The following is a 23,966-nucleotide window of genomic DNA, read 5'->3' on the forward strand; positions in this document are numbered from 1 at the left end:
CGCCTGGCGTCGCCGCCGCCGGACCTCACGCACCTCGTGTCGCGCTTGCGGCCCGCCCCCAGGGCGCCCGCGTGGCTGCAGGCCACGGTCGGCAACACGATCCACTTCATCGACCTGGCCGACGTCGTCTATTTCTGCGCCGACGCCAAGTACACGCGCGTGGTGACGGACGGACTCGAAGCCCATATTCGCCTGAGCCTGAAGGAACTGGCCGATTCGCTCGATCCCGCAGCCTTCTGGCAGATCCACCGCGGCTATATGGTGGCCGTGCGGCGCATCGCGAGCGCCGCGCGCGCCGAGGATGGCGCCTTGTGGGTGCACCTGCGCGGTCATCCCGCGCGACTGCCGGTCAGCCAGCGTTTTCAATATCTGTTCCGCGGCATGTAGCCGCCTCATTGAACAAGGAGACACCATGAATCGCAACATGTTGCGGGCGGCCGTTTGTGCCCTGTCGTTTGTCGCATCCGGCGTCGCAGGCGCCTCGGAGACCATACCCCTGGCCCTGGCGCGCGATGTGACCACGCGGGCCATCGAACTGGTCGAGAGCAAGGGCATGTATCCGCTGCGGCAGGAAGACTATGCGCAGGCGAAGCAGCGTTTGCTGGCGCTCGTCGACGGCAAGGCGCAGGCCGTCGACCGGGGTGACCTGTATGCGCGCATCAACGGACTGCTCGCCACGCTGGACACAGACAAACATTCCTTCGTGATGCCGCCCGTGGCGACGGGACAGTTCACCAGCGCCGCGACGGCCCGCCCGCGTGTGCCGATGTTCCAGCTCGTCGCGACGACCCGGGGCACGGTGTTGCGCTTCGTGCCGCCGCCCATCACAGCCTCCACGCCCGAGGCCATGGCGGCCTACGTGCAAGGCGTGTATGACGAGGCGGTTGCGCTTCCCGGTAGCCGTGGGGCGTGCGCCCTCGTCGTCGACCTGAGTGAACAGACGGGCGGCAATGGATGGCCGCCGCTCATCGCGATGTATCCGCTGTTCGGCGACGCGAACAAGGCGCGCTGGGTGGAGCGCGACGGCAACCCGATTCCGTTGGTGCACCGCGGGTACCTTGAATCGAAGGCCGGTCACGATGCGCCCGGCCACGTGAATCCGTTCGCCTCCTTCGCCGCGGATCCGCTGGCCGTGCTGGTCGGCGCGAAGACGGCAAGCGCCGGCGAGATGCTGCTCGTCGCGTTGATGGGAGAGGCAAGGGTGCGGACGTTCGGACAAACGTCGTACGGGATGTCGACGGCGAACATGACGTATACGCTGCCGGACGGCGCGCTGTTCGTGTTGACGCAGGCGCGCTCCGCGCTGGCCGACGGTCCGGTCTTCCGCGGCGGCATCGCGCCCATGCAGCCGGCGCCGAAGGGGGAAACGGCGGACGTGTCGCTCAAGACGGCTGCGGAATGGGCGGCAGCGAATTCGCCGCGCTGCGCGCCGAAGTAAGCCGGCTTACGCCAGCGCTGGCGACCAGGTGGTGTTCGAGCTCGATGCACCAGTGAGTCAGCGTCTCGTCGTCGAGATGTTCTTTCTTTGCCATTGTTCAGCCTGGCACTTTCATCAGCCGCAGCGTATGCACTGTTTCGTCCGCCGTGGCATCGTTTATCGCTACTGGTCCGTAATATGCAGAGGAACGAATGACCATACCCAAGTACGCATTCTCCCTGCTCGTGGCAATCGCGTTCGTGCCGGTTGGTGCATCCGGGAACGAATCGCCCAAGGTCGTCGTCAAGGGCAAACACGATCCCTCCACGGTTGTCGTCAAAGGCGTACGCGATCCATCGTCATGGTTCCGGATCGAGAGCCAGCATCTGGTTGTCTATTCGGACGGCGATCCGGATGACGTCATCGAACTGGTCAATAATCTGGAGCGGCTCGACTATCTTTTACGCCTGTACCTGAATCCGTTCCTGGACAAGCAGGAGACAATGCCCAGGTTTACGCTGTACTTCCAGGATCGGGCAAGCTGGCAGCCGGAAATCGGCGAGCATTCTCCCCTGGCCGTCGGGATGGTCAACAGCTGCGTATCTGCGACGCAGGCATTCACTTACGGTGTGGGAAAAAGCTGGAAGCTCAATAATTCGTCGCTGCTCCGCGCAGAAGACGATTTCACGCTGATGACGAATCTGACCCTGTATGCCGAGAATTTCCTGTATCGACATACCCGCATTCGGGCACCCATGTGGTTCATCGTCGGCTTTACAGCGTATTTCGGCGGTGCGCGTTTTACCGATACCCAGATGGCAATCGGACGCGATGCGGGCACCGCCTATAACTGGTTGCAAAGGATCGACGAGGGCAAGGCAGGAGCCCGTCTTTCTTTCGATGACGTATTGAATTACAAGGGCTCGTCCGAGCTCTTCAAGGCCGGCACGCCCTCCTATTTCGACCAATATGAATATCTTGGACGGGCCTTCAACCTTGTCCACTACATGCTCTCGTCTGAGGAAAACCGTAACAAGACGGCGAAATACCTCGACCTGGTCAATAACGGCGGCAATTCCGCCGCGGCGTTTGCCGACGTGTTCGGCCTGTCGGGCCGCGATCTCGATGCGGCAATGTTGCGTTACCGGCGCGCGTCCTTGAAAATCCTTCAGGTCGACGTGCCCAGCCTGCCCAAGGCCAACATCGATTTCACCCGTCTGAGCCGTATCGAGGGCGAATTCGTCATTGACAACGCCTTGCTGAAGACTTGCCCGACGCCCGCAGTCGGCAGGAAGTTGTTGGAGCGTCTGAAGCGTACGGCCGCCAAGGCCCCGGCCGTCGATCTCGCCCAGATCACGTTGAGCCGCGCCCAGGTCGAATGGGGCGATCCGCGCGACGCTATCGGCTACCTGTCGCGCACCGTGGAGAACGATCCCTACCATCCTGAGCCATATTATCTGTTGGGGCAGGCATATGCGAAGCTGGCAGAAAGCGCAGGCCCAAACAGGCAAGACTTGCTGGCGTCGGCACGGGCCAGTTTGACGCAGGCCGCCGCCCTGGCGCCCGACGCGCCCGAGATATCGTATGCGCTGTTCCGCGTTGGGCTCATGGGCGCAAGTCCGACCGGGAAAGATATTGCATGGGGGATTAAAGCTTGGCAACACGGGCGCGATGTCGCCGCATTCGCACGTGCGGCCGCGCTTGCCTATGCCTGGGACGGCGATTCCGCCAATGCCTATCAGACATTCAATACGTTGGTAAGGAGCAAACGGGACCCCGGGAACGCCTCATGGGCCGCAACCTGGCTCGCCAGGCTGGAACAGGGCGTGACGCGGGATGCGCTTCTGGCGGCGATGCGTAGCGAAAACGCGGCACTTCCCAATTTCAGAGCGTGGAGCTACGACGACCGGTAGGGCGCCACGGGTCGTCATGCGAAGGCCCTGCAAGATCTGGCCACGTTCTGGCAGATCCACCTGTTCCGCAGGAGGTAAGGCGTGCTTACGCCAGCGCTTCCTTCGCGGCCTGCTCGGGCGTGAGGCCTTCGTAGAACATGTCGGTGAACCACTCGACCTGTTCCTCGATGTGTTCCTGCGCCTGTTTCTGCGTGGCGCCGCCGGCGACGAGGTGGTGTTCGACCTCGATGCACCAGTGGATCAGCGCCAGCGTCTCGTCGTCGAGTTGCTCTTTCTTTGCCATGGTCAGCCCAGTACTTTCTTCAGCCACGCGGAGATGTGCTGGACTTCTTCCAGGCACAGCGTGTGCTGCATGGTGTATTCGTGCCATTCGAGCTGGTAGCCCAGCGAGACGAGCAGGTCGCGCGACGCTTCCGCGCGATTGAACGGCACCACGTTGTCGTAGCGGCCGTGGGCCATGAAGATCGGCGTGGACTTGCTGGCGTCGGTGCGTTCGGTCGCCACATTGGCCGACAGCGGCACGTAGCCGGACAGGCACAGCAGGCCGGCCAGCGGTTCCGCATGGCGCAGGCCCGTCTGGATGGCCATCGCGCAGCCCTGCGAGAAGCCGGCGAGGATGATGCGCGAGGCGGGAATGCCGCGCGCTTTTTCGCGCTCGATGAAGGCTTCGATCTCTTTCTGCGACGCGCGCAGGCCGTTCTCGTCCTCGCGCCGCCCAAGTTCCAGGCCCGTGATGTCGTACCAGGAGCGCATCACGTAGCCGTTGCTGATGGTCACCGGCATCGTGTTCGCGTGCGGGAAGATGAAGCGGATGCCGGGCAGGCCGTCGAGGTCCAGTTCGCTCACGATCGGCACGAAGTCGTTGCCGTCCGCGCCCAGGCCGTGCATCCAGATGATGGCGATCTCCGGGTTGTCGTTGGTCTCGATCTGGATGTGTTCGAGCAGGTCGCTCATGCGGTGTCCTTCTGTCGTTGCGCCGACTTCGGCCGGAAGGCCTTGCAGACGGCCGGGTCGGTCTCGGCGTATGGGCCGCCGATCAGGTCGATGCAATACGGGACGGCCGCGAAGATGCCGCCGACGATGCTTTGACCGTCCGCATCCTTCAAGCCTTCCAGCGTTTCCTTGATCGACTTCGGCTGGCCCGGCAGGTTCATGATCAGGGCGGCGTGGCCATCGGTCTCGCGGATCACGGCCGTCTGGCGCGACAGGATCGCGGTCGGCACGAAGTGCAGGCTGATCTGGCGCATCTGCTCGCCGAAGCCGGGCATCTCCTTCGTGCCCACGGCGACGGTCGCTTCCGGCGTGACGTCGCGCCGAGCGGGGCCCGTGCCGCCCGTCGTGAGCACGAGGTGGCAGTGCACGGTGTCGACCAGCTCGACGAGCGTCTGCTCGATGCTGGCGCGGTCGTCCGGGATCAGGCGCGTCTCGACGCGGAACGGGGTGACGAGGGCGGCTTCCAGCCACTCGCGCAGCGCGGGTATGCCCTTGTCTTCATAGACGCCGCCGCTGGCGCGGTCCGAGACCGACACCAGGCCGACGACCAGTTCTTCGACTTTATTGTCCAGACTCATCGTCTTCGTCCTCGTCCCCGGAGGCTTCATCGGCAGGCGCGGCTTTCGGCGCCTTCGCCAGGTCCTTCAGGATCTGGAAGATTTCGCGGTAGGCCTTGGGGGGCTTGTTCTCGGCCTGTTCCTTGCGCGCATTGCGGATCAGCGTGCGCAGGTGCTGCACGTCCAGGTCCGGATGTTCTTCCAGCAGCTGGGTGAGGGCCTTGTCGTCGGCCAGCAGCTTGTCGCGGCGGCGCTCCAGCGCGTGCAGCGCGGCCGCCTCGGCCTTCGACGTGCCCTTCCAGCTTTCGATGGTGCGCTGGATGACGGCGACCTCTTCCTCGTCGAGCGAGCGCATCAGCTTGCCGACGAATTGCAGCTGGCGGCGCCGGCCCTCGTGGTTCGTGATGGTCTGGCACATGAGGATGGCGTCGCGGACTTCGTCCGGCATCGGGACGCGCTTCACGCGGTCGCGCGGCGCCTCGATGAGTTGTTCGCCGAGCTTCTGCAGCTCGTTACTCTGGCGCTTGAGTTCGGACTTGGAAGGGCGGTCGTATTCCTGGTCGAACTCGTCGGAGCGGAAGCCGACGGAGCCGCGGTTGGCATTTGGCATGATGATCTAGATTCGGCAGGCACGAAGCCGGCCGGTAAAAACAGTAAACGGCTGCTATGATAACTGTTTTAGGGCTCGCTACGAAAAACGCACATGACCGATACCGTCTTCACCCATACCCAGGATCAGCTCAAGCAGCTTGCACAGGACGTGCTTGCCATTGCCAAGGAAACGGGCGCCAGCGATGCGTCGGTCGAGATCAGCGAGGGTAGCGGGCTGGCGGTGACGGTCCGCAAGGGCCAGATCGAGACCATCGAGCAGAACAAGGACAAGGGCATCGGCGTGACCGTCTACTGCGGCCAGCGCCGGGGGCACGCCAATACGTCCGACTTCTCGCGCGATTCGCTGCGCGCCACCGTCGAGGCGGCGTACAACATCGCCCGCTTCACGGCCGAGGACCCGGCCGCCGGCCTGCCGGATGCCGACCTGCTGGAAACCAACCCGCGCGACCTGCGCCTGTGTTACCCGTGGGACATCAGCGCCGAGGACGCCGTCGTGATCGCGCAGCGCTGCGAGGCGGCCGCGTTCGCCGTCGACAAGCGCGTCACCAACAGCGAAGGCGCCAGCGTCTACGTGCAGCAGTCGCACTTCGTGGCGGCCAACTCGCTCGGCTTCTGCGCCGGCTACCCGTTCTCACGCCACACGCTGTCCGTCGCGCCGATCGCGGGCAAGGGCGCTCACATGCAGCGCGACGACTGGTATTCGTCGGCGCGCGATCCGAACAAACTGGGCGATCCGGAAAAGATCGGCCGCTACGCCGCCGAACGCGCCCTCGCGCGCCTGAACGCGCGCAAGCTCGACACCCGCACGTGCCCCGTGCTGTTCGAGGCACCGCTGGCCGCCGGCCTGCTGGGCGCGTTCGTCCAGGCCACCTCGGGCGGCGCCCTGTACCGCAAGTCGAGCTTCCTGCTCGATTCGCTGGGCAGCAGCATCTTCCCGTCCCACATCCAGATCGTCGAAGACCCGCACCTGATCGGCGGCGTGGGCTCGGCCCCGTTCGACGAAGAAGGCGTGCGCACCCAGCGCCGCAAGGTCGTCAGCGACGGCGTGCTGCAAGGCTATTTCCTGTCGTCTTACTCGGCCCGCAAGCTGGGCATGCAGACGACGGGCAATGCCGGCGGCTCGCACAACCTGGAAATCATCTCCAAGGAAACGAAGATCGCCGACGACTTCGAAGGCATGCTGCGCAAGATGGGGACCGGCCTGCTCGTCACGGAACTGATGGGGCAGGGCACGAACTACGTCACGGGCGATTATTCGCGCGGCGCGTCCGGCTACTGGGTCGAGAACGGCGTCATCCAGTACCCGGTCGAAGAGATCACCATCGCGGGCAACATGAAGGACATGTTCCAGGCCATCGTCGGCGTCGGCAACGACGTGCTCACGCGCGGGAACAAGTCGACGGGCTCCATCCTGATCGAGCAGATGGTGGTCGCGGGCAATTGATTTCACATTCCCCATGAGGTCGTGACAATCTATTGCAAAAACGTCATAACCATGTGTTACATTGACGTCTTTCTATGTCACGGGAGACGTCATGGCAACACTCCAGACCTTCGGCCCGCACCTCGACCTGATCGGCAGCACGGCCGTGCAATGGAAAATCATCTCGACCTCGTCCAGCAGCGTCATTCTGGAAAACGGGCTCCAGCACCTGTCCATCCTGGGTAACTTCGCGATCGGCCCGGCCGGCGACGTGAGCGGCACCGCGACGGCGGTGAACCTGGTCCAGCTGGGCTACTCCGGCCTGCCGGTGTTCCAGGCGACGGACCTGACCATCGATGGCGGGACGTTCCTGGACACGGTCCTCGAGGCCACCACCGATACGCAGATTTATACGGCCCTGCTGGCCGGCTCCGACACCATCACCGGCAGCGCCGGCAAGGATATTCTGAAAGGCTTCGCGGGCAGCGACGTCATCCGGGCCGGCGGCGGTGACGACCGCATCGGCGCCGATGCGGGCAGCGACGTGATCGACGGCGGCGCCGGTTTCGACACCGTCGCCTACCAGGGCGCCTACGCCGACTACCGGATCGAACGCACGGGCGCCGCGTGGACGATCGCGGACCTGAAGGGCACCGGCGGCATCGACACGTTGACAGGCGTCGAACGCGTGTATTTCGACGACAAGGACGTCGCGCTCATCAGCGTCGACAACACGGGCGGCCAGCTGTTCCGCTTGTACCAGGCGGCATTCGGCCGCAATCCGGACGAGCCGGGCCTGGATTTCTGGACGCAGCAGATCGATGGCGGGGGCGCGACACTGGCAGGGATCACCGGCGCCTTCCTCGCATCGGCGGAATACCAGAAGCTGTACGGCGGCCTCTCCAACCGCGACCTCGTGGTCAAGTATTACGAGCACATCCTGCACCGCGCGCCGGACCAGGCCGGGCTGGACTTCTGGACCGACGCCCTGGACCGCAAGATCGCCACCCGTGGCGAGGTTCTTGCCGGCATCAGCGAGAGTCCGGAAAACGTGGACCTGAGCGTGCAGCTGATCGGCAACGGCCTCGTGTTCGACACGCCCATCATGACCATGTGACGCACGCGTTTTTCGGGTTCCTGCAATAATGTGCAGATACGCATTTTTGAAAAGGAACCCGATGGACATTCTTGCCGCTGCCCGCAAGCGCTACACCGCCAAGGCCTACGACCCGACCCGCCGCGTCCCCGAAGAGACGATGCAGCAGATTTATGAAGTGCTGCGCGCGAGCCCCTCGTCGGTGAATTCGCAGCCCTGGCACTTCATCGTCGCCAGCACGCCGGAAGCGAAGGCGCGCCTGGCCAGGGGCGTGCAGGGTCCGTACAGCTACAACGAAGCGAAGATCCTGAACGCGTCGCACGTGATCCTGTTCTGCACGCGCGTCGACGCCGAAGGCGGCCACCTCGAGCGCCTGCTCGAGCAGGAACAGCGCGACGGCCGCTTCAAGGACGATGCCGCCAAGGCTGGCCAGGCCAAGGGCCGCCAGGGCTACGTCAACCTGCACCGCTACACGCTGAAGAACCTGCCGCAGTGGTTCGAGAAGCAGGCCTATATCGCGCTGGGCAACGCCATGCTGGCCGCCAGCGCGCTGGGCGTGGACACGACCCCGATGGAAGGCCTCGACCCGGCCGCGCTGGACGCGGAACTGGGCCTGCACGAGAAGGGCCTGTCCAGCCTCGTCCTGCTGAGCTTCGGCTATCACGCCGACAGCGATTTCAACGCAAGCCTGCCGAAATCGCGTCTCACGCAGGAACAGGTGTTCACCTTCCTGTAAGAGCAATAACGGGGCTTGTGCCCCGTTGCTTATTCTTCCAGCCGACGGACCGCCTGCAGCACCGGCTGCAGCACCGCGGCGCCGAGGCGCGCGCTGCGGGCACCGTCCCAGCCGACCTGCGGGTCCGGGTCGTTGGCATTGTCCTTGAACGGCAGTTCCAGGGTTAGCGACAGGCAGCCGAACGCGTGCGTGACGTACGGCGAGCCCATCGTCAGCACCTCGTCCGTGTACGGCTCTTTCGGGTAGCCATGCACGTCCTGGAAGTCCGGGCTGGCGATCATGAAGGCGTCCGAGAATGCCTTCTGCGCGGCGGCCTGTTCGGCCGAGAAGGTCGGCAGGGCATCGCTGCCGGCGATGAAGACGTAGGGCAGGCCCTCGTCGCCATGCACGTCCAGGAACAGGTCGACGCCCGTCTCTTCCATCTTCTTGCGGACCAGGAACACTTCCGGGCTGCGCTCCAGCGACGGATTCAGCCACTCGCGGTTCAGGTTGGCGCCGGCCGCGTTCGTGCGCAAGTTGCCCCGTACGGACCCGTCCGGGTTCATGTTCGGCACGACGTAGAACACGGTTTCTTTCAGCAGCTGGCGGCCAAACGGGTGGGCCGGGTCGAGCAGGGCGTCGAGCATGCCTTCGACGAACCATTCCGCCATCGTCTCGCCCGGGTGCTGGCGTGCGATGACCCACACTTTCTTCTTGCTCGCCGCCTCGTCGCCGATGACGAGCATATTCAGGTCGCGGCCGTCGACGGTCGAGCCGAGGTCCAGCATGCGCACGTGTTCGGACAACTGGGCGCGGTCGAGCAGCTCCAGGTGGCGTTCCCACGAATACGGCTCGAAATAGGCGTAGTAGACGCTGTCCATCGCGGGCGTGTGCTCGATCGTGAGCACCTGGCCGTCGAAGCTGGTCGGCACGCGGAACCAGTTGACGCGATCGTAGCTGGCCATCGCGTGATAGTCTTCCCAGCCCTTCGGATACGCGGACTTGCCCGCGTTGAGCAGGCGGATCGTGCACGGCTGCGCCTGCGCGCCCTGCAGGCGGAAGTAGAACCACTGCGTGATGTCGGCGTGGGAGTCCTTGCGGATGTTCAGGTCGATGGCGTTCGCGCTCGTGGCGTTCACGATATCGATGGCGCCAGCGTCGAACTGGCTGCTGATCTTGATAGACATGGTGCGTCCTGTTGTTGTTGGGTGTCAGGCGGCATGATACCGCTTAAGGGATGATGCCAAAGGGTTTGTTACTGTTCTTGCTTGGCCTCATCGAGGGGGAGGGAACATGATGACTATCCATGTGGCGCGGCCGGAAATCACGACCATCGACCGGCGCGGCTTCTGGCTGCGCTGGCGCGACGAAGAGCTCTATGTGCCGTTCGCGCTGTTCCCCTGGTTCGAGCACGCCACCGTGGCGCAGTTGTGCCATATCCAGCCCCTGGGCGGGGAATGCCTGTACTGGCCGGGGCTCGACCTGGAACTGGCGCTGGACCGCATCCGTCATCCGATGGCGGCGGCGCAGTTTGCGCTGGATTGCTGATCAGCCCAGCCCGCCGAACCGTTCGGCCAGCCCCGCATCCGCCGCCGGCGCGGCCGCATCCTCGCGCCGCAGCACGTCCATCAGATGCCGTTCGGCCGGTGCCCACACGAGGCGGTAGATCGCCTGCGCCAGCGTATACGCCTCCGACCCCGGCCACGGTTGTGGCAGCAGCGCGAGCGGCAGCATCGGATCGTGCAACTGGACACGGCGGTACGCATGGATCAGCAGGGTGCGCATGGTGAAGGCGAGTTGCGGATCCGGCGCTGGTTCGTTGCGCAGCACGTCGAGCAGCGGCGTGAACTGATCGATGAAACGGCGGTAGCCCGCCACGACGGCGGACAAATTCCACCCTTCGCGCACCAGCTCCGCCAGCGGCCGCGCGCCGACGCCCGGCAGTTCCGTCGCGGCGCAGACGAAGATCTTGCCGCCGCCCTCCACGCGCCGCAGCACCTCCGCCACGCCGTCCGGGTCGGCCGCAGGATGCGCCAGCAGGCCCGGCGCCAGCATGGCGAAGCCTTCCCATTCGAGTTCCTTGCGCACGGCCGCGCGCAGGGCGGTGTCGATGCTGCCGTTGGGCGCGAGCAGCAGGGTCCAGCGGCCGTCCCAGTCGATGCCGGGCGGCGCGTAGATACGGCGGTTGGCGCGCGCGAAGCGGGGCGCGGCGTCGGGCTGCAGCGCATAGCTGCTGCGCCGGCCTTCACGATTCGCGACGAGCCAGCCTTCCTGCACGAGCCGGAACACGCTCGTGCGCACGAGCCGGTCCGTGACGCCGAGCGGCGCCACCAGCTCGATCAGGCTGCCCAGCCACAGGCTGCCGCCATGCGGCGCGATGGCGTCGCCGAAGATCGTCATCACGAGGGATTTGGAACGCGGCGGGTCGGTGCCGAGGAAGTGGGCGATCCACTGATGGCTGCTGGATTCGGTCATGACGGCGATTTTACCCGGTCTCAATATGATTCAAAATTTCGCTATACATCGCTATTCTTGTATCGTATTATGAATCGACACAGAACCCAGGGAGACCAGCCATGTATGCCCAGATGGTTGAAACCGGCCTGAAACAGGTCCAGACCCGCGCCGACATGAGCGAGGAAGAGCAGGCGTTCCAGGCGCGCATCGACGCCGGCGTGAAGATCGAAGCCAAGGACTGGATGCCCGAGGCGTACCGCAAGACGCTGATCCGCCAGATTTCCCAGCACGCGCATTCCGAGATCGTCGGCCAGCTGCCGGAGGGTAATTGGGTGACGCGCGCGCCCACGCTGAAGCGCAAATCGATTTTGCTGGCGAAGATCCAGGACGAGGCCGGCCACGGGCTGTACCTGTACAGCGCGGCCGAGACGCTGGGCGTGTCGCGCGACGAACTGCTGGCCGCGCTGCACTCGGGCAAGGCCAAGTACTCGAGCATCTTCAATTACCCGACCCTGACCTGGGCCGACATCGGCGCCATCGGCTGGCTGGTGGACGGCTCCGCGATCATCAACCAGATTCCGCTGTGCCGCTGCTCGTACGGTCCGTATGCCCGCGCGATGATCCGCGTGTGCAAGGAAGAGTCGTTCCACGCGCGCCAGGGCTACGACATCATGATGAAGCTTGCGCAGGGCACCCCCGAGCAGAAGGCGATGGCGCAGGATGCCCTCGACCGCTGGTGGTGGCCTTCCCTGATGATGTTCGGCCCGTCCGACGCGGAATCCGTCAACAGTGCCCAGTCGACCGCCTGGCGCATCAAGCTGTTCTCGAACGACGAGCTGCGCCAGCGCATGGTCGACCAGACCGTGCCCCAGGCCGAATTCCTCGGCCTCACCATTCCCGATCCGGACCTCAAATGGAACGAGGAGCGGGGCCATTACGATTTCGGCGAGATCGACTGGGAAGAGTTTTATAACGTCCTCAAGGGCAACGGGCCGTGCAACAAGGACCGGCTGCGTACGCGCGTGAAGGCGTACGAGGATGGCGCATGGTTCCGCGAGGCGCTCGTCGCGCACGCGGACAAGCAGGCCGCAAAGAAGGCCGCCGCATAACAATTCACCTCCGTCATTCCCGCGCACGCGGGAATCCATACTGAGCATCCGAAGCCGATTCAGCATGGATCCCCGCTTCCGCGGGGACGACGGCTCTAATGGAGACAGCAATGAGCAAGGAATGGCCCCTGTGGGAAGTCTTCATCCGTAGCCAGCACGGCCTCGCCCACAAGCACGTGGGCAGCCTGCACGCGCCGGATGCCGAGATGGCGATCAACAATGCGCGCGACGTCTACACGCGCCGCAACGAAGGCGTGTCGATCTGGGTGGTGAAGGCCGCCGACATCGTCGCGTCCAGTCCGGCCGACAAGGACGCGCTGTTCGAGCCGTCGAACAGCAAGGTCTACCGCCACCCGACGTTCTTCCCGATGCCGGAAGACGTCAAGAACCTGTGAGCGGCGTCATGGACGCGAACAAGTTCGAATACCTCCTGCGCCAGGGCGACAATGCCTTGATCCTGTCGCAGCAGTTGTCGCAGCTGTGCGGCAAGGGCCCGGCGCTGGAAGAAGACATGGCGCTGACCAACGTCGCCCTCGACCTGCTGGGCCAGACCCGCATGTGGCTCACGTATGCGGGCGAGATCGAAGGCCACGGCCGCGACGAGGACCGCCTCGCCTACCTGCGCGACACCCGCGACTTCCGCAACTGCCTGCTCGTCGAACAGCCGAACGGCGACTACGCGCAGACGCTGACGCGCCAGTTCCTGTTCGATACGTGGCACTACTTCCTGATGCGCGGCCTGTTGTCGTCCAGCGACCGCCGCATCGGAGAGATCGCGGAAAAATCGATCAAGGAAGTGACGTATCACCTGCGCCGCAGCGGCGACCTCGTCGTGCGCCTGGGCGACGGCACGGATGTCAGCCACCGCAAGATGCAGGACGCGCTCGACGAACTATGGACCTACGCCGGCGAGATGTTCATCTACGACGACGTCGACCTGGCGATGGTCGCGCAGGGCGTGGCTCCGGCCGCGGAGCCGCTGCGCGATGCATTCCTGGCCCACGTGGCCGAGGTGCTGATTGAGGCGACGCTGACGATGCCGCCCGTGGATGCCTATGTCCAGCGCGGCGGCAAGCAGGGCCGGCACACGGAGCGCTTCGGCTACATCCTCGCCGAGATGCAGTTCCTGCAGCGCGCCTATCCGGGCGTGGAATGGTGATGACCGCGGCCGCGTCACCGATCACGGCCGACCGGGTCTGGTCCTGGCTGGGCGAGGTCCCGGATCCGGAGATTCCCGTGATCTCCGTCGTGGACCTGGGCATCGTGCGCGATGTGGCGGTGGCCGACGACGGCGAATGCGTCGTCACGATCACCCCGACGTATTCCGGCTGCCCCGCGATGGAAGTCATCGCCGAGGACATCGGCAAGGCCTTGCGTGCACGCGGCGTGGACCGCCTGCGCATCGTCACCCGGTTGTCGCCCGCATGGACGACGGACTGGATGAGCGATGCCGGCAAGGCCGCGCTGAAGGGCTACGGCATCGCGCCGCCGGTGCAGCAGGTGATCGACATCAGCGGCCTGGCGCGCGGCGTGAAGCGCCATGCGATCCAGCAGCCCGACGTGGCCTGCCCGCACTGCGGCTCGATGCACACCCGTCTCACCAGCCAGTTCGGCTCGACCCCATGCAAGGCGCTGTACCAGTGCCTCGATTGCCGCGAGCCGTTCGACTACTTCAAATGCCATTGAGGCCCACATGAGCAAGTTCTACCCATTGACCGTGGTGCACGTGAAGCACGAGACGCGCGACGCGATCGCCGTCACGTTCGACGTCCCGCCGCCGCTGCGCGAGGCCTTCCGTTACCGCCAGGGCCAGCATCTGACAGTGCGCGCGATGATCGACGGCGAGGACGTGCGCCGCTCCTATTCGATCTGCTCGGCCGTGCAGGACGACAAGCTGCGCGTCGCCATCAAGCGCGTGCAAGGCGGCCTGTTCTCGACCTGGGCCAACGAGTGCATCCGGCCCGGCGTCACGCTCGACGTGATGCCGCCGGAAGGCCGCTTCAACCTGCCGCTGGAACCCGAGAGCCGCCGCCACTACCTGGCCTTCGCGGCCGGCAGCGGCATTACGCCGATCCTTTCCATCGTCAAGACGACCCTGATCGCCGAGCCGCACAGCCGCTTCACCGTGTTGTACGGGAACCGCGCGTCGTCGTCCGTGATCTTCCGCGACGAGCTGGCCGAGCTGAAGGACCAATACCTGGAACGCCTGAACCTCGTCTACGTGATGAGCCGCGAGCAGCAGGACATCGAGCTGTTCAACGGCCGCATCACGCAGGACAAATGCCGCCAGCTGTTCCAGCGCTGGCTGCGCGTGGAAGACGTCGACTACGCGTTCGTCTGCGGTCCGGAAGACATGATGCATGGCGTGTCCGCCGCGCTGCAGGAAGCGGGCATGCCGAAGGAGCGCATCCGCATCGAGCTGTTCGCCGCCGTCGCCGCGCAAGAGCCGCGCAAGCCGCGCCGCCAGGCCGCCGGCGAGACGCAGCACCACACGGAAGTGACCGTGATCATGGACGGCAACCATGTCAGTTTCACGATGGACCGCGACAAGGAATCGCTCCTCGACGCCGGCCTGCGCGCAGGCATCGACATGCGCTACTCGTGCAAGGGCGGCGTGTGCTCGACGTGCCGCTGCAAGGTGCGCGAGGGGCAGGTCGACATGGACGTCAACTACGCGCTGGAAGACTACGAGGTCGCGCGCGGCTTCGTGCTGAGCTGCCAGAGCTTCCCGGTGACGGACAAGGTCGTCGTCGATTTCGACGTCGTGGAATAAAAACGAGGAGACACGCATGACCTACGAATCCATCCTGTTCACGATCGACGCCGGCATCGCGACACTGACCCTGAACCGCCCCGAGCGCCTCAACAGCTTCACACAGGCGATGCACCTGGAGGTGCGTGACGCGTTGAAGCGCGTGGAGGAAGACAAGACCGTGCGCGTGCTGCTGCTGACGGGGGCCGGCCGTGGCTTCTGCGCCGGCCAGGACCTGAACGACCGCGCCGTGGAGCCGGGCGCGCCGGGCGTCGACCTGGGCGAATCCGTCGAAAAATTCTATGCCCCGCTCGTGCTCACGCTGAAAAGCCTGCCGCTGCCCGTGATCTGCGCCGTCAACGGCGTGGCCGCCGGCGCCGGCGCCAACCTGGCGCTCGCGTGCGACATCGTGCTGGCGGCACAGTCGGCATCGTTCATCGAAGCGTTCTGCAAATTGGGCCTGATCCCGGACACGGGCGGCACGTGGGCCTTGCCCCGGCTGCTCGGTCCCGCGCGTGCCATGGGTCTCGCCCTGCTGGGCGACAAGCTGCCGGCCGAGAAGGCCGAACAATGGGGCCTGATCTGGCGCTGCGTACCGGACGAGTCGCTGATGGACGAAGCGCTGGCACTGGCCCGCCACTTCGCCACGGCGCCGACGAAGGGTCTCGCATTCACGAAGCGGGCGATGCTGGAAAGCTGGGGCAATACGCTGGAACAGCAGCTGCAACTGGAAGCGGAGATGATGCGCGAACTGGGCTACAGCCATGATTACCGGGAAGGCGTCGCCGCGTTCATCGCCAAGCGCCAGCCCGCGTTCAAGGGGGAGTAAGCATGGCCCAGGCATTGGAGAAAAACAGCGTCGTCGCCGTCGTCGGAAGCGGCGCGATGGGCTCCGGCATCGCCCAGGTGGCGGCCGTCGCCGGGCACACCGTGCGGCTGTTCGATACGCGCCCGGAGGCCGTCGAAAAGGCCATCGCCGGGATCGGCAAGGCGCTCGCGCGGCTCGTCGAAAAAGGCCGCATGGGCGCGGCGGAAGCGGATCTCGCGCGCGAGCGCATCCACGCGACGCGCTCGCTCGATGAAGCGAAGGATGCCGCGCTGGTGGTCGAAGCCATCGTGGAGGACCTCGACGCCAAGCGTGCGCTGTTCGCCGACCTGGAAGGCATCGTCGGGCCGGACTGCATCCTCGCCACGAACACGTCGTCGATTTCCGTCACCGCGATCGGTGCGACATTGAAGCGCCCCGAACGCCTCGTCGGCATGCACTTCTTCAATCCCGTACCGCTGATGGCGCTCGTGGAAGTGATCTCCGGCGTGGCCACCGACAAGGCCGTCGCCGACACGGTCTATGCGACGGCCGCGGCCTGGGGCAAGAACCCTGTGCACGCGAAGTCCACGCCGGGCTTCATCGTCAACCGCGTGGCGCGCCCTTATTATGCGGAGGCGCTGCGCCTGCTGCTGGAACGGGCTGCCGATCCGGCCACGATCGATGCCGTGATGCGCGACTGCGGCGGGTTCCGCATGGGCCCCTTCGAGCTGATGGACCTGATCGGCCACGACGTCAATTATTCGGTCACGCAATCCGTGTTCAACGCCTATTACGGCGACCCGCGCTTCGCGCCGTCCGTCGTGCAGCAGGAGCTGGTGAATGCCGGTTTCCTGGGGCGCAAGACGGGCCGCGGCTTCTACCGCTACGGCGATGATGTGGCGCCGCCGCAGGCGCAGGCGGAGCCCGCGCAGCAAGGGGCCGAACACGCAACGCTTGGCGGCGCCGATCCGGTGACCCAAGCCCTGAAAGAGCGCCTGCACGTGGCCGAGGGCCCCGCCACGATCTTCCTGACCGACGGCCGCAGCGCCACGCAGCGTGCAGCGGATGAAGGCCGCCCGGACACGATCCTGTTCGACCTGCTGCTCGACCCGGCCAAGGCCACGCGCATCGCGCTGGCCAGCGCGGACCAGTGCAGCGCCGTCGCGTGGAACGCCGCCGTCGGCCTGTTCCAGCAGGCCGGCTTCACGGTGACGCGCCTCGACGACGTGCCGGGCATGGCCGTGATGCGCACCGTCGTCATGCTGGCCAACGAAGCGCTCGATGCCGTCAACCAGGGCGTGTGCTCGGCGGCGGCCGTCGACATCGCGATGCAGAAGGGCGTGAACTACCCGCGCGGTCCGCTGGCGTGGGCCGATGCGATCGGCCTGCGTCATGTGTTCACCGTGCTGGCCAACCTTGGTGCGACGTATGGCGAGGACCGCTACCGCGTGTCGCCGCTGCTGCGCCGCAAGCTCGCCGCCAATCCCGCCGGAGCCCGCATCCATGCCCAATGATCCGCAAGCGCTGGCCGAACTGGCCGGCAAGACGATGTATGAACGCGATGCGGCCAGCCAGGCGCTGGGCATGACGCTCGACGCCATCCGCCCCGGCTACGCGCGCATGCGCATGCGGGTGCGCGAGGACATGCTGAACGGCCACGGCACCTGCCACGGCGGCTACATCTTCATGCTGGCCGACAGCGCGTTCGCCTTCGCCTGTAATTCGCACAATTTGAATACCGTGGGTGCCGGCTGCACGATCGACTACCTCGCGCCGGGCCGCGCGGGCGACGTGCTCGTGGCCGAAGCGGTCGAGCAGGCGCTGGCCGGCAAGACGGGGGTCTACGACGTCGTCGTGACGGACCAGGACGGGCGCAAGGTCGCGCTGTTCCGCGGGAAGTCGCATCGCGTCGCGGGCCACGTCGTCGAACTATAAACGGAGGAGACAACGATGGTGCAACGCATTCCGCAACCGGGCGAGCTGGATCCGATCGAGCGCGCCAGCCGCGCCGAACTGCAGGCCCTGCAACTGGAACGGCTGAAGTGGAGCCTGAGGCACGCCTACGACAACGTGCCGCACTACCGCCGCGCGTTCGACGAGGCGGGCGTGCATCCGGACGACCTGAAAACGCTGGCCGACCTGGCGAAATTCCCGTTCACGGACAAGAAGACGCTGCGCGACAATTATCCGTTCGGCCTGTTCGCCGTGCCGCGCGAGCAGGTCGTGCGCGTGCACGCGTCGTCCGGCACGACGGGCAAGCCGACCGTCGTCGGCTACACGCAGCGTGACATCGACACTTGGGCCGGCGTCGTGGCCCGCTCGATCCGCGCGGCGGGCGGGCGGCCTGGCGACATGGTGCACATCGCCTACGGCTATGGCCTGTTCACGGGCGGCCTCGGTGCCCACTACGGCGCCGAGCGTCTCGGCTGCACGGTCGTGCCGATGTCGGGCGGGCAGACGGAAAAGCAGGTCCAGCTGATCCAGGACTTCAAGCCTTCGATCATCATGGTGACGCCGTCGTACATGCTGAACATCGTCGAGGAATTCAGGCGCCAGGGCCTCGATCCGGCCGCGTCGTCGCTCAAGGTCGGCATTTTCGGCGCCGAGCCGTGGACGGACGCCATGCGCCGCGAGATCGAGGAACGCGCCGGCATCGACGCCGTCGACATCTATGGCCTGTCGGAAGTGATGGGCCCCGGCGTCGCCGGCGAATGCATCGAAAGCAAGGACGGCCCCGTGATCTGGGAGGATCACTTCTACCCCGAGATCATCGACCCGGACACGGGCGAGGTGCTGCCGGACGGGAAAGAGGGCGAGCTCGTGTTCACGTCGCTGACGAAGGAAGCGCTGCCGATCATCCGTTACCGCACGCGCGATCTCACGAAACTGCTGCCGCCCACGGCACGCTCGATGCGCCGCATGGGCCGCATCAACGGCCGTTCGGACGACATGCTGATCATCCGCGGCGTGAACGTGTTCCCCAGCCAGGTCGAGGAACAGATCCTGCAGATGCCGGCGCTGGCGCCGCACTACCAGCTCGTCGTCACGCGCGACGGCCACCTCGACGCGCTGGCCGTCCATTGCGAGCTGCGCGAAGAGGGTGCCGACAGCGTGGATGCGCTGGCCCGCGAGCTGCAGCACCGCATCAAGACGTATATCGGCGTGACGACGACCGTCACCCTGCTGCCCGCGCAAGGCATCGAACGCTCGCTGACGGGCAAGGCGCGCCGCGTGGTCGACAAGCGGCCCAAGAACAACTGAGGAGATTCCAATGACCGATGCATTCATCGTCGACGCCATCCGCACCCCGTTCGGCCGCTTCGGCGGCGCCCTGTCCGGCATGCGTGCGGACGACCTGGCCGCGCTGCCGATCGCCGCGCTCATCGCCCGCAATCCAGGTGTGGACTGGGCGCGGGTCGACGACGTCCTGTACGGCTGCGCGAACGGCGCCGGGGAGGACAACCGCAATGTCGCGCGCATGGCCGCGCTGCTCGCGGGCCTGCCGCCGTCTGTGCCGGGTTCCACGATCAACCGCCTGTGCGGCTCCAGCCTGGATGCCGTCGGCAGCGCCGCGCGCGCCATCCGCGCGGGCGAGGCGAACCTGGTCATTGCCGGTGGCGTCGAGAGCATGACGCGCGCGCCGTTCGTGATGGCCAAGGCGGACAGCGCGTTTTCGCGCACGACGAAGATCGAGGACACGACGATCGGCTGGCGCTTCGTGAACCCGAAGATGAAGGCGCAATACGGCATCGACTCGATGCCGGAGACGGCGGAAAACGTGGCGCGCGACTTCGGCATCGCGCGCGGCGACCAGGATGCGTTCGCGCTGCGCAGCCAGCAGCGCTGGGCGGCGGCACAGGCGGCCGGCGTGTTCAAGGACGAGATCTTGCCCGTGACCTTGCATGACAAGAAAGGTAATGCGCGTGTATTCGACACGGACGAGCACCCGCGCCCGGAAACGACCCTGGAATCGCTGGCCCGTCTGAAAGGCGTCGTGACGCCGGACGGCACGGTCACGGCGGGCAACGCGTCCGGCGTCAACGACGGCGCCTGTGCGGTGCTGGTGGCATCCGGTGCGGCTATCGATAAATTCGGGCTGACGCCGCGTGCCCGCATCGTCGGCATGACGACGGTGGGCCTGGCGCCGCGCATCATGGGCTTCGGCCCCGCGCCCGCGACGAAGAAACTGTTGGCCATGACGGGCCTGAGCATCGGCCAGATGGATGTGATCGAACTGAACGAAGCGTTCGCGTCGCAGGGCCTGGCCGTGCTGCGCGACCTGGGGCTGCCGGACGACGCCGAGCACGTGAATCCGAACGGCGGCGCGATCGCCATCGGCCATCCGCTGGGCGCATCGGGCGCGCGGCTCGTGACGGCGGCCGTCAATCAGTTGCATCGCACGGGTGGCCGCTATGCGCTGTGCACGATGTGCATTGGCGTCGGTCAAGGCATCGCAATGATCGTGGAACGCGTGTAAGGAAGAGAGAACGTCATGGTGAAAGTCTATGAAATCGACGGACTGCGTCCCGTCGTGCACCCGACCGCGTACGTGCACCCGACGGCGGTGCTGATCGGCGACGTGATCGTCGGTCCGCGCTGCTATGTCGGGCCGCTGGCGTCGCTGCGCGGCGACTTCGGGCGGCTGATCCTGGAAGAGGGCGCGAACGTGCAGGACACGTGCGTGATGCATGGCTTTCCGGAAGACGACACGGTCGTCGAAGTGGACGGCCACATCGGCCACGGCGCCGTGCTGCACGGCTGCCGCGTGGGAAGGAACGCGATGGTCGGGATGAATGCGGTCGTGATGGACAAGGCCGTCGTCGGCGCGGAATCCATCGTGGGCGCGGCGGCGTTCGTGAAGGCGGGCATGGTGATCCCGCCGCGCAGCCTCGTGCTGGGCGCGCCGGCGAAGATCGTGCGGGCCGTGTCGGACGAAGAGATCGCGTGGAAGAGCTATGGCACGCGGCAGTACCACGACCTGAACGTCAGGTCGACGAAGACGATGCGCGAAGTCGAGGCGTACACGGAGGCGGAACCGGACCGGCCGCGCATCGTGTTCGACGAGCCGCACAAGCCAAAGACATAAGGAGACGAGGATGCACACCCCAACCACCCTGCAAAGCCTGATCGCCGGCCGCTGGCTCGGCACCGAAGCGCACCAGCCGCTGCACAGCGCCCTGGACAACCAGCTGATCTACCACACGCACGCCGACAGTATCGACTTCGGCGAAGCCGTCACGTATGCCCGCAAGACGGGCGTGCAGGCGCTGATGCAGATGGACTTCCAGAAGCGCGCCCAGCGCCTGAAAGCCCTGGCGGCTTACCTGATGGAGCGGAAGGAAGAACTGTACGAGGTCTCGCACCTGACGGGTGCCACGCGGCCGGACAGCTGGGTGGACGTCGAGGGCGGCATCGGCACGCTGTTCGCGTATGCCGGCATCGGCGGGCGCGAGCTGCCGTCGTCGAACGTGCTGCACGAAGGGCCGGCCATGGCGCTCGGCAAGCGGGGCGGCTTCGCGGGCACGCACATCCTCGTGCCGCGTGGCGGCGTCGCCGTCCACATCAACGCTTTCAATTTCCCGATCTGGGGCCTGCTGGAGAAATTCGCGCCGAGCTTCCTCGCCGCGATGCCCTGCATCGCCAAGCCGGCCACCGCCACCAGCTATCTCACGCATGCGGTGGTCAAGATGATGATGGAGTCGGAACTGCTGCCGGAGGGCTGCCTGCAGCTCGTCATCGGCTCGACGGGCGACCTGCTGGACCGCCTGAGCGGCTTCGATGCCGTGACGTTCACCGGGTCCGCCGACACGGCTGCCAAGCTGCGCGGCAACGCGAACCTGATCCGCGAATCCGTGCCGTTCACGGCGGAGGCCGATTCGCTGAACGCCGCCATCCTCGCGCCGGACGTCACGCCCGATGACGAGGAAATGGACCTGTTCGTCAAGGAAGTGGCGCGCGAGATGACGGGCAAGGCGGGCCAGAAGTGCACGGCGATCCGCCGTGTGATCGTGCCCGAACACCTGGCGGACGTCGTCGGCGAGCGCCTGCGCGCGCGCCTCGCGAAGATCGTCGTCGGCAATCCGAAGGTCGAGGGCGTGCGCATGGGGGCATTGGCGTCGCTGGACCAGCAGCGCGACGTCAGCGAGCGCGTCGAGATGCTTGCGCGCGGCAACGAGGTGCTGTTCAGCGCCCGCGACGGTTTCAATCCCGTCGGCGAAGGCGTTGCTGCCGGCGCGTTCTTCGCGCCCACCTTGCTGCTGTGCCGCAACGGCATGACCAACGACGCCGTGCACGACATCGAGGCGTTCGGCCCCGTCAGCACGATGATGACCTACCGCGACATCGACGAAGCGCTGGCGCTGGCCGCGCGCGGCAAGGGCAGCCTCGTGACCACGCTGGTGACGAAGGACCCGGCCATCGCGGCGCATGCGGTGCCCGTCGCGGCGGCGTCGCACGGCCGCGTGCACATCCTCGACCGCGTCGCGGCCGTGGACTCGACGGGCCACGGCTCGCCGTTGCCGATGCTCAAGCATGGCGGCCCGGGCCGCGCCGGCGGTGGCGAGGAACTCGGCGGTATCCGCGCGGTCAAACATTTCCTGCAGCGGGCGGCGGTGCAAGGTTCACCGACGATGCTGGCGGCCGTCACGGGCGAATACGTGCGCGGCGCGGCCGTCAAGGAATCGGAGGTGCACCCGTTCCGGCGCTATTTCGAAGACCTGGAGATCGGCCACTCGCTGCTGACGCACCGCCGGACGGTCAGCGAGGCGGACATCGTCAACTTCGGCGGCGTCTCGGGCGATTATTTCTACATGCACTTCGACGAGATCGCGGCCAAGGACACGCAGTTCGGCAAGCGCATCGCGCACGGCTACTTCGTGCTGTCGGCGGCGGCGGGCCTGTTCGTGTCGCCGGCGCCGGGCCCCGTGCTGGCGAACTATGGCCTGGACAACCTGCGCTTCGTGGCGCCGGTGGCGATCGGCGACACGATCCGCGCGCGCCTCACCTGCAAGCGCAAGGTCGACCGCAACCGCACGGACGACCAGGGGCGCGGGCAGGGCGTGGTGGCGTGGGACGTGCAGGTGACGAATCAGAACGACGAACTCGTCGCAAGTTACGATATCCTGACGCTGGTGCAAAAACGCGGCTGAGGAAGGGCCAAGGCCGCGCGCAAACCTGATAAGGAGTTGTCCATGTCGCGGCTAGACCTGAGCAGTATTCCCGTGCTGACCGGTACCGGGTATCCCGATCCCTTTGCCGAAGCCGTCAACGGCCGCAGCAAGCAGGCGCTGGGCGATGCCGGCGGCCTGACGCAGTTTGGCGTCAACCTCGTCGAGCTGTTGCCCGGCGCCGCCTCGTCGCAGCGCCACTGGCACAGCCACGAGGACGAATTCGTGATGGTCGTCTCTGGCGAGCTGACGCTCGTCACGGACGAAGGCGAGACCCTGATGCGCGCGGGCGATTGCGCCGCCTTCCCGGCCGGGCGGCCGAACGGCCACCAGCTCATCAACCGGGGTTGGGGCAATGCGCTGTTCCTGTGCGTGGGCTCGCGCATTCCGGAGGACCGGGCCGAGTATCCGGACATCGACCTCATGTACGACGGCAAGACCGACAGCTATTCCCACCGCGATGGCACGCCGTATCCCAAGCGTGACACGCGCAAATCGGCCATGCCGGCTGCGGCGCAAGGCGCAGCCATCGAAACGGACGAAAAGACGCTGGACCCGCGGGTGTTCCGGGCCGACCACGGGGAGCAGGCCGGCATTGCGCCGGACGAGCCCCGCTAGCGGCGCCTGTCGCCGTTACGCCCGGCGCTGTACGCGCAGCAGGCCGTCGGACGTCGTCACGGCGCGCAGGTCCGCATAGTCGAGGACCGCGGTGACATCCGTGTCGAGCGGATGCGCGTGGGTGACCGTCACGACGATGCTGTCCATGCCGGCGGCGGCGGCCGAACGCAGGCCGGCCAGCGTGTCCTCGAACACGAGGCAGTCTTCCGGTTTCACGCCCAGCTTGCGCGCGCCCAGCAGGAAAGGATCGGGCGCGGGCTTGCCCCGTTCGACGTCCTCGGCGGCCACCAGCACGGCCGGCCTGCCGCTGCCGGCCGCGGCGATGCGCGC

At 66.1% G+C, this 23,966-nt stretch carries 27 protein-coding genes; 20 read left to right on the plus strand and 7 right to left on the minus strand.

The genetic code is table 11. The features are described 5' to 3' along the window. The 3 genes from ACEN88_RS05345 to ACEN88_RS05355 all read left to right on the plus strand — a co-directional run. On the plus strand, positions 1-387 hold a 387-nt coding region (locus tag ACEN88_RS05345), incomplete at its 5' end, for a LytTR family DNA-binding domain-containing protein (RefSeq protein WP_413337747.1). A 25-nt stretch (positions 388-412) separates the two neighbouring features. Continuing rightward, positions 413-1,438: a S41 family peptidase gene (locus ACEN88_RS05350; RefSeq protein ID WP_413337748.1), complete on the plus strand. Its 1,026-nt coding sequence runs from the start codon at positions 413-415 to the stop codon at positions 1,436-1,438. 191 nt (positions 1,439-1,629) lie between these two features. After that, complete coding sequence (locus ACEN88_RS05355; RefSeq protein ID WP_413337749.1) at positions 1,630-3,330, plus strand: tetratricopeptide repeat protein; 1,701 nt, start codon at positions 1,630-1,632, stop codon at positions 3,328-3,330. Between the two features lie 85 nt (positions 3,331-3,415). On the opposite strand, the gene ACEN88_RS05360 is transcribed toward ACEN88_RS05355, so the two are convergent. From ACEN88_RS05360 to yjgA, 4 genes are read right to left on the minus strand one after another with little or no spacing between them, the layout of a single operon-like run. Next, complete coding sequence (locus tag ACEN88_RS05360; RefSeq protein ID WP_105376471.1) at positions 3,416-3,613, minus strand: hypothetical protein; 198 nt, start codon at positions 3,611-3,613, stop codon at positions 3,416-3,418. Positions 3,614-3,615: 2 nt separating this feature from the next. Continuing rightward, entirely contained in the window at positions 3,616-4,284 is a 669-nt protein-coding gene (locus ACEN88_RS05365; RefSeq protein WP_413337750.1) for an alpha/beta hydrolase, read from the minus strand. Further along, positions 4,281-4,901 (minus strand): molybdopterin adenylyltransferase, encoded by a 621-nt coding sequence (gene mog / locus ACEN88_RS05370; protein ID WP_413337751.1) that lies wholly within the window; start codon positions 4,899-4,901, stop codon positions 4,281-4,283. The genes ACEN88_RS05365 and mog overlap by 4 nt, the downstream gene beginning before the upstream one ends. Then, positions 4,885-5,490 (minus strand): ribosome biogenesis factor YjgA, encoded by a 606-nt coding sequence (gene yjgA, locus ACEN88_RS05375; protein WP_056124414.1) that lies wholly within the window; start codon positions 5,488-5,490, stop codon positions 4,885-4,887. The genes mog and yjgA overlap by 17 nt, the downstream gene beginning before the upstream one ends. Before the next feature lie 93 nt (positions 5,491-5,583). Between yjgA and pmbA the strand changes: the two genes are divergently transcribed. The 3 genes from pmbA to nfsB all read left to right on the plus strand — a co-directional run bounded on the left by pmbA (position 5,584) and on the right by nfsB (position 8,747). Continuing rightward, positions 5,584-6,936: a metalloprotease PmbA gene (gene pmbA, locus ACEN88_RS05380; RefSeq protein ID WP_413337752.1), complete on the plus strand. Its 1,353-nt coding sequence runs from the start codon at positions 5,584-5,586 to the stop codon at positions 6,934-6,936. A gap of 91 nt (positions 6,937-7,027) precedes the next feature. Continuing rightward, positions 7,028-8,032 carry a DUF4214 domain-containing protein gene (locus ACEN88_RS05385; protein WP_413337753.1) on the plus strand — a complete coding sequence of 335 codons (1,005 nt, stop codon included), beginning with the start codon at positions 7,028-7,030 and terminating at the stop codon, positions 8,030-8,032. 61 nt (positions 8,033-8,093) lie between these two features. After that, positions 8,094-8,747 carry an oxygen-insensitive NAD(P)H nitroreductase gene (gene nfsB, locus ACEN88_RS05390; protein WP_413337754.1) on the plus strand — a complete coding sequence of 218 codons (654 nt, stop codon included), beginning with the start codon at positions 8,094-8,096 and terminating at the stop codon, positions 8,745-8,747. Between the two features lie 29 nt (positions 8,748-8,776). On the opposite strand, the gene ACEN88_RS05395 is transcribed toward nfsB, so the two are convergent. After that, on the minus strand, positions 8,777-9,913 hold the full coding sequence (locus ACEN88_RS05395; protein WP_413337755.1) for a M14-type cytosolic carboxypeptidase: 1,137 nt from the start codon (positions 9,911-9,913) through the stop codon (positions 8,777-8,779). A 106-nt stretch (positions 9,914-10,019) separates the two neighbouring features. Between ACEN88_RS05395 and ACEN88_RS05400 the strand changes: the two genes are divergently transcribed. Further along, the gene (locus tag ACEN88_RS05400) at positions 10,020-10,274 is read left to right on the plus strand and encodes a DUF2442 domain-containing protein (protein WP_413337756.1); all 255 of its coding nucleotides are present in this window, start codon (positions 10,020-10,022) and stop codon (positions 10,272-10,274) included. Here ACEN88_RS05400 and paaX read toward each other — a convergent pair whose 3' ends face one another. Continuing rightward, positions 10,275-11,201 (minus strand): phenylacetic acid degradation operon negative regulatory protein PaaX, encoded by a 927-nt coding sequence (gene paaX, locus ACEN88_RS05405; protein WP_413337757.1) that lies wholly within the window; start codon positions 11,199-11,201, stop codon positions 10,275-10,277. A 101-nt stretch (positions 11,202-11,302) separates the two neighbouring features. Between paaX and paaA the strand changes: the two genes are divergently transcribed. The 13 genes from paaA (at position 11,303) to ACEN88_RS05470 (ending at position 23,636) form a co-directional block, all read left to right on the plus strand. Continuing rightward, positions 11,303-12,292 carry a 1,2-phenylacetyl-CoA epoxidase subunit PaaA gene (paaA, locus tag ACEN88_RS05410; protein ID WP_413337758.1) on the plus strand — a complete coding sequence of 330 codons (990 nt, stop codon included), beginning with the start codon at positions 11,303-11,305 and terminating at the stop codon, positions 12,290-12,292. Between the two features lie 110 nt (positions 12,293-12,402). Next, a complete protein-coding gene (paaB, locus tag ACEN88_RS05415; protein WP_036238302.1) occupies positions 12,403-12,687 on the plus strand; it encodes a 1,2-phenylacetyl-CoA epoxidase subunit PaaB in 285 nt (94 codons plus the stop codon). A gap of 8 nt (positions 12,688-12,695) precedes the next feature. Next, the gene (gene paaC / locus ACEN88_RS05420; RefSeq protein WP_413337759.1) at positions 12,696-13,451 is read left to right on the plus strand and encodes a 1,2-phenylacetyl-CoA epoxidase subunit PaaC; all 756 of its coding nucleotides are present in this window, start codon (positions 12,696-12,698) and stop codon (positions 13,449-13,451) included. Then, positions 13,451-13,978 (plus strand): 1,2-phenylacetyl-CoA epoxidase subunit PaaD, encoded by a 528-nt coding sequence (paaD, locus tag ACEN88_RS05425; protein ID WP_413337760.1) that lies wholly within the window; start codon positions 13,451-13,453, stop codon positions 13,976-13,978. Before paaC ends, paaD begins: the two co-directional genes overlap by 1 nt. Positions 13,979-13,985: 7 nt before the next feature. Then, a complete protein-coding gene (gene paaE, locus ACEN88_RS05430) occupies positions 13,986-15,065 on the plus strand; it encodes a 1,2-phenylacetyl-CoA epoxidase subunit PaaE (RefSeq protein WP_413337761.1) in 1,080 nt (359 codons plus the stop codon). A gap of 16 nt (positions 15,066-15,081) precedes the next feature. Then, positions 15,082-15,873, plus strand: a complete 792-nt coding sequence (paaG, locus tag ACEN88_RS05435; protein WP_413337762.1) for a 2-(1,2-epoxy-1,2-dihydrophenyl)acetyl-CoA isomerase PaaG — start codon at positions 15,082-15,084, stop codon at positions 15,871-15,873. A gap of 2 nt (positions 15,874-15,875) precedes the next feature. Then, complete coding sequence (paaH, locus tag ACEN88_RS05440; RefSeq protein WP_413337763.1) at positions 15,876-17,366, plus strand: 3-hydroxyacyl-CoA dehydrogenase PaaH; 1,491 nt, start codon at positions 15,876-15,878, stop codon at positions 17,364-17,366. Then, the gene (gene paaI, locus ACEN88_RS05445) at positions 17,356-17,787 is read left to right on the plus strand and encodes a hydroxyphenylacetyl-CoA thioesterase PaaI (protein WP_413337764.1); all 432 of its coding nucleotides are present in this window, start codon (positions 17,356-17,358) and stop codon (positions 17,785-17,787) included. Before paaH ends, paaI begins: the two co-directional genes overlap by 11 nt. A 15-nt stretch (positions 17,788-17,802) precedes the next feature. Further along, entirely contained in the window at positions 17,803-19,113 is a 1,311-nt protein-coding gene (gene paaK, locus ACEN88_RS05450) for a phenylacetate--CoA ligase PaaK (protein ID WP_413337765.1), read from the plus strand. Between the two features lie 10 nt (positions 19,114-19,123). Next, complete coding sequence (pcaF, locus tag ACEN88_RS05455) at positions 19,124-20,329, plus strand: 3-oxoadipyl-CoA thiolase (RefSeq protein ID WP_413337766.1); 1,206 nt, start codon at positions 19,124-19,126, stop codon at positions 20,327-20,329. A 15-nt stretch (positions 20,330-20,344) separates the two neighbouring features. Next, positions 20,345-20,938: a phenylacetic acid degradation protein PaaY gene (paaY, locus tag ACEN88_RS05460; RefSeq protein ID WP_413337767.1), complete on the plus strand. Its 594-nt coding sequence runs from the start codon at positions 20,345-20,347 to the stop codon at positions 20,936-20,938. A 10-nt stretch (positions 20,939-20,948) separates the two neighbouring features. Further along, on the plus strand, positions 20,949-23,000 hold the full coding sequence (gene paaZ, locus ACEN88_RS05465) for a phenylacetic acid degradation bifunctional protein PaaZ (RefSeq protein ID WP_413337768.1): 2,052 nt from the start codon (positions 20,949-20,951) through the stop codon (positions 22,998-23,000). A gap of 42 nt (positions 23,001-23,042) precedes the next feature. Continuing rightward, positions 23,043-23,636, plus strand: a complete 594-nt coding sequence (locus ACEN88_RS05470; protein WP_413337769.1) for a cupin domain-containing protein — start codon at positions 23,043-23,045, stop codon at positions 23,634-23,636. 15 nt (positions 23,637-23,651) lie between these two features. Here the strand turns inward: ACEN88_RS05470 and ACEN88_RS05475 are convergent. Beyond that, positions 23,652-23,966 (minus strand): HAD family hydrolase (locus tag ACEN88_RS05475; protein ID WP_413337770.1); only part of this gene is annotated, 315 nt, incomplete at its 5' end.

The sequence above is a fragment of the Massilia sp. CT11-108 genome, from assembly GCF_047302915.1.
Taxonomy (GTDB): domain Bacteria; phylum Pseudomonadota; class Gammaproteobacteria; order Burkholderiales; family Burkholderiaceae_D; genus Telluria; species Telluria orientalis.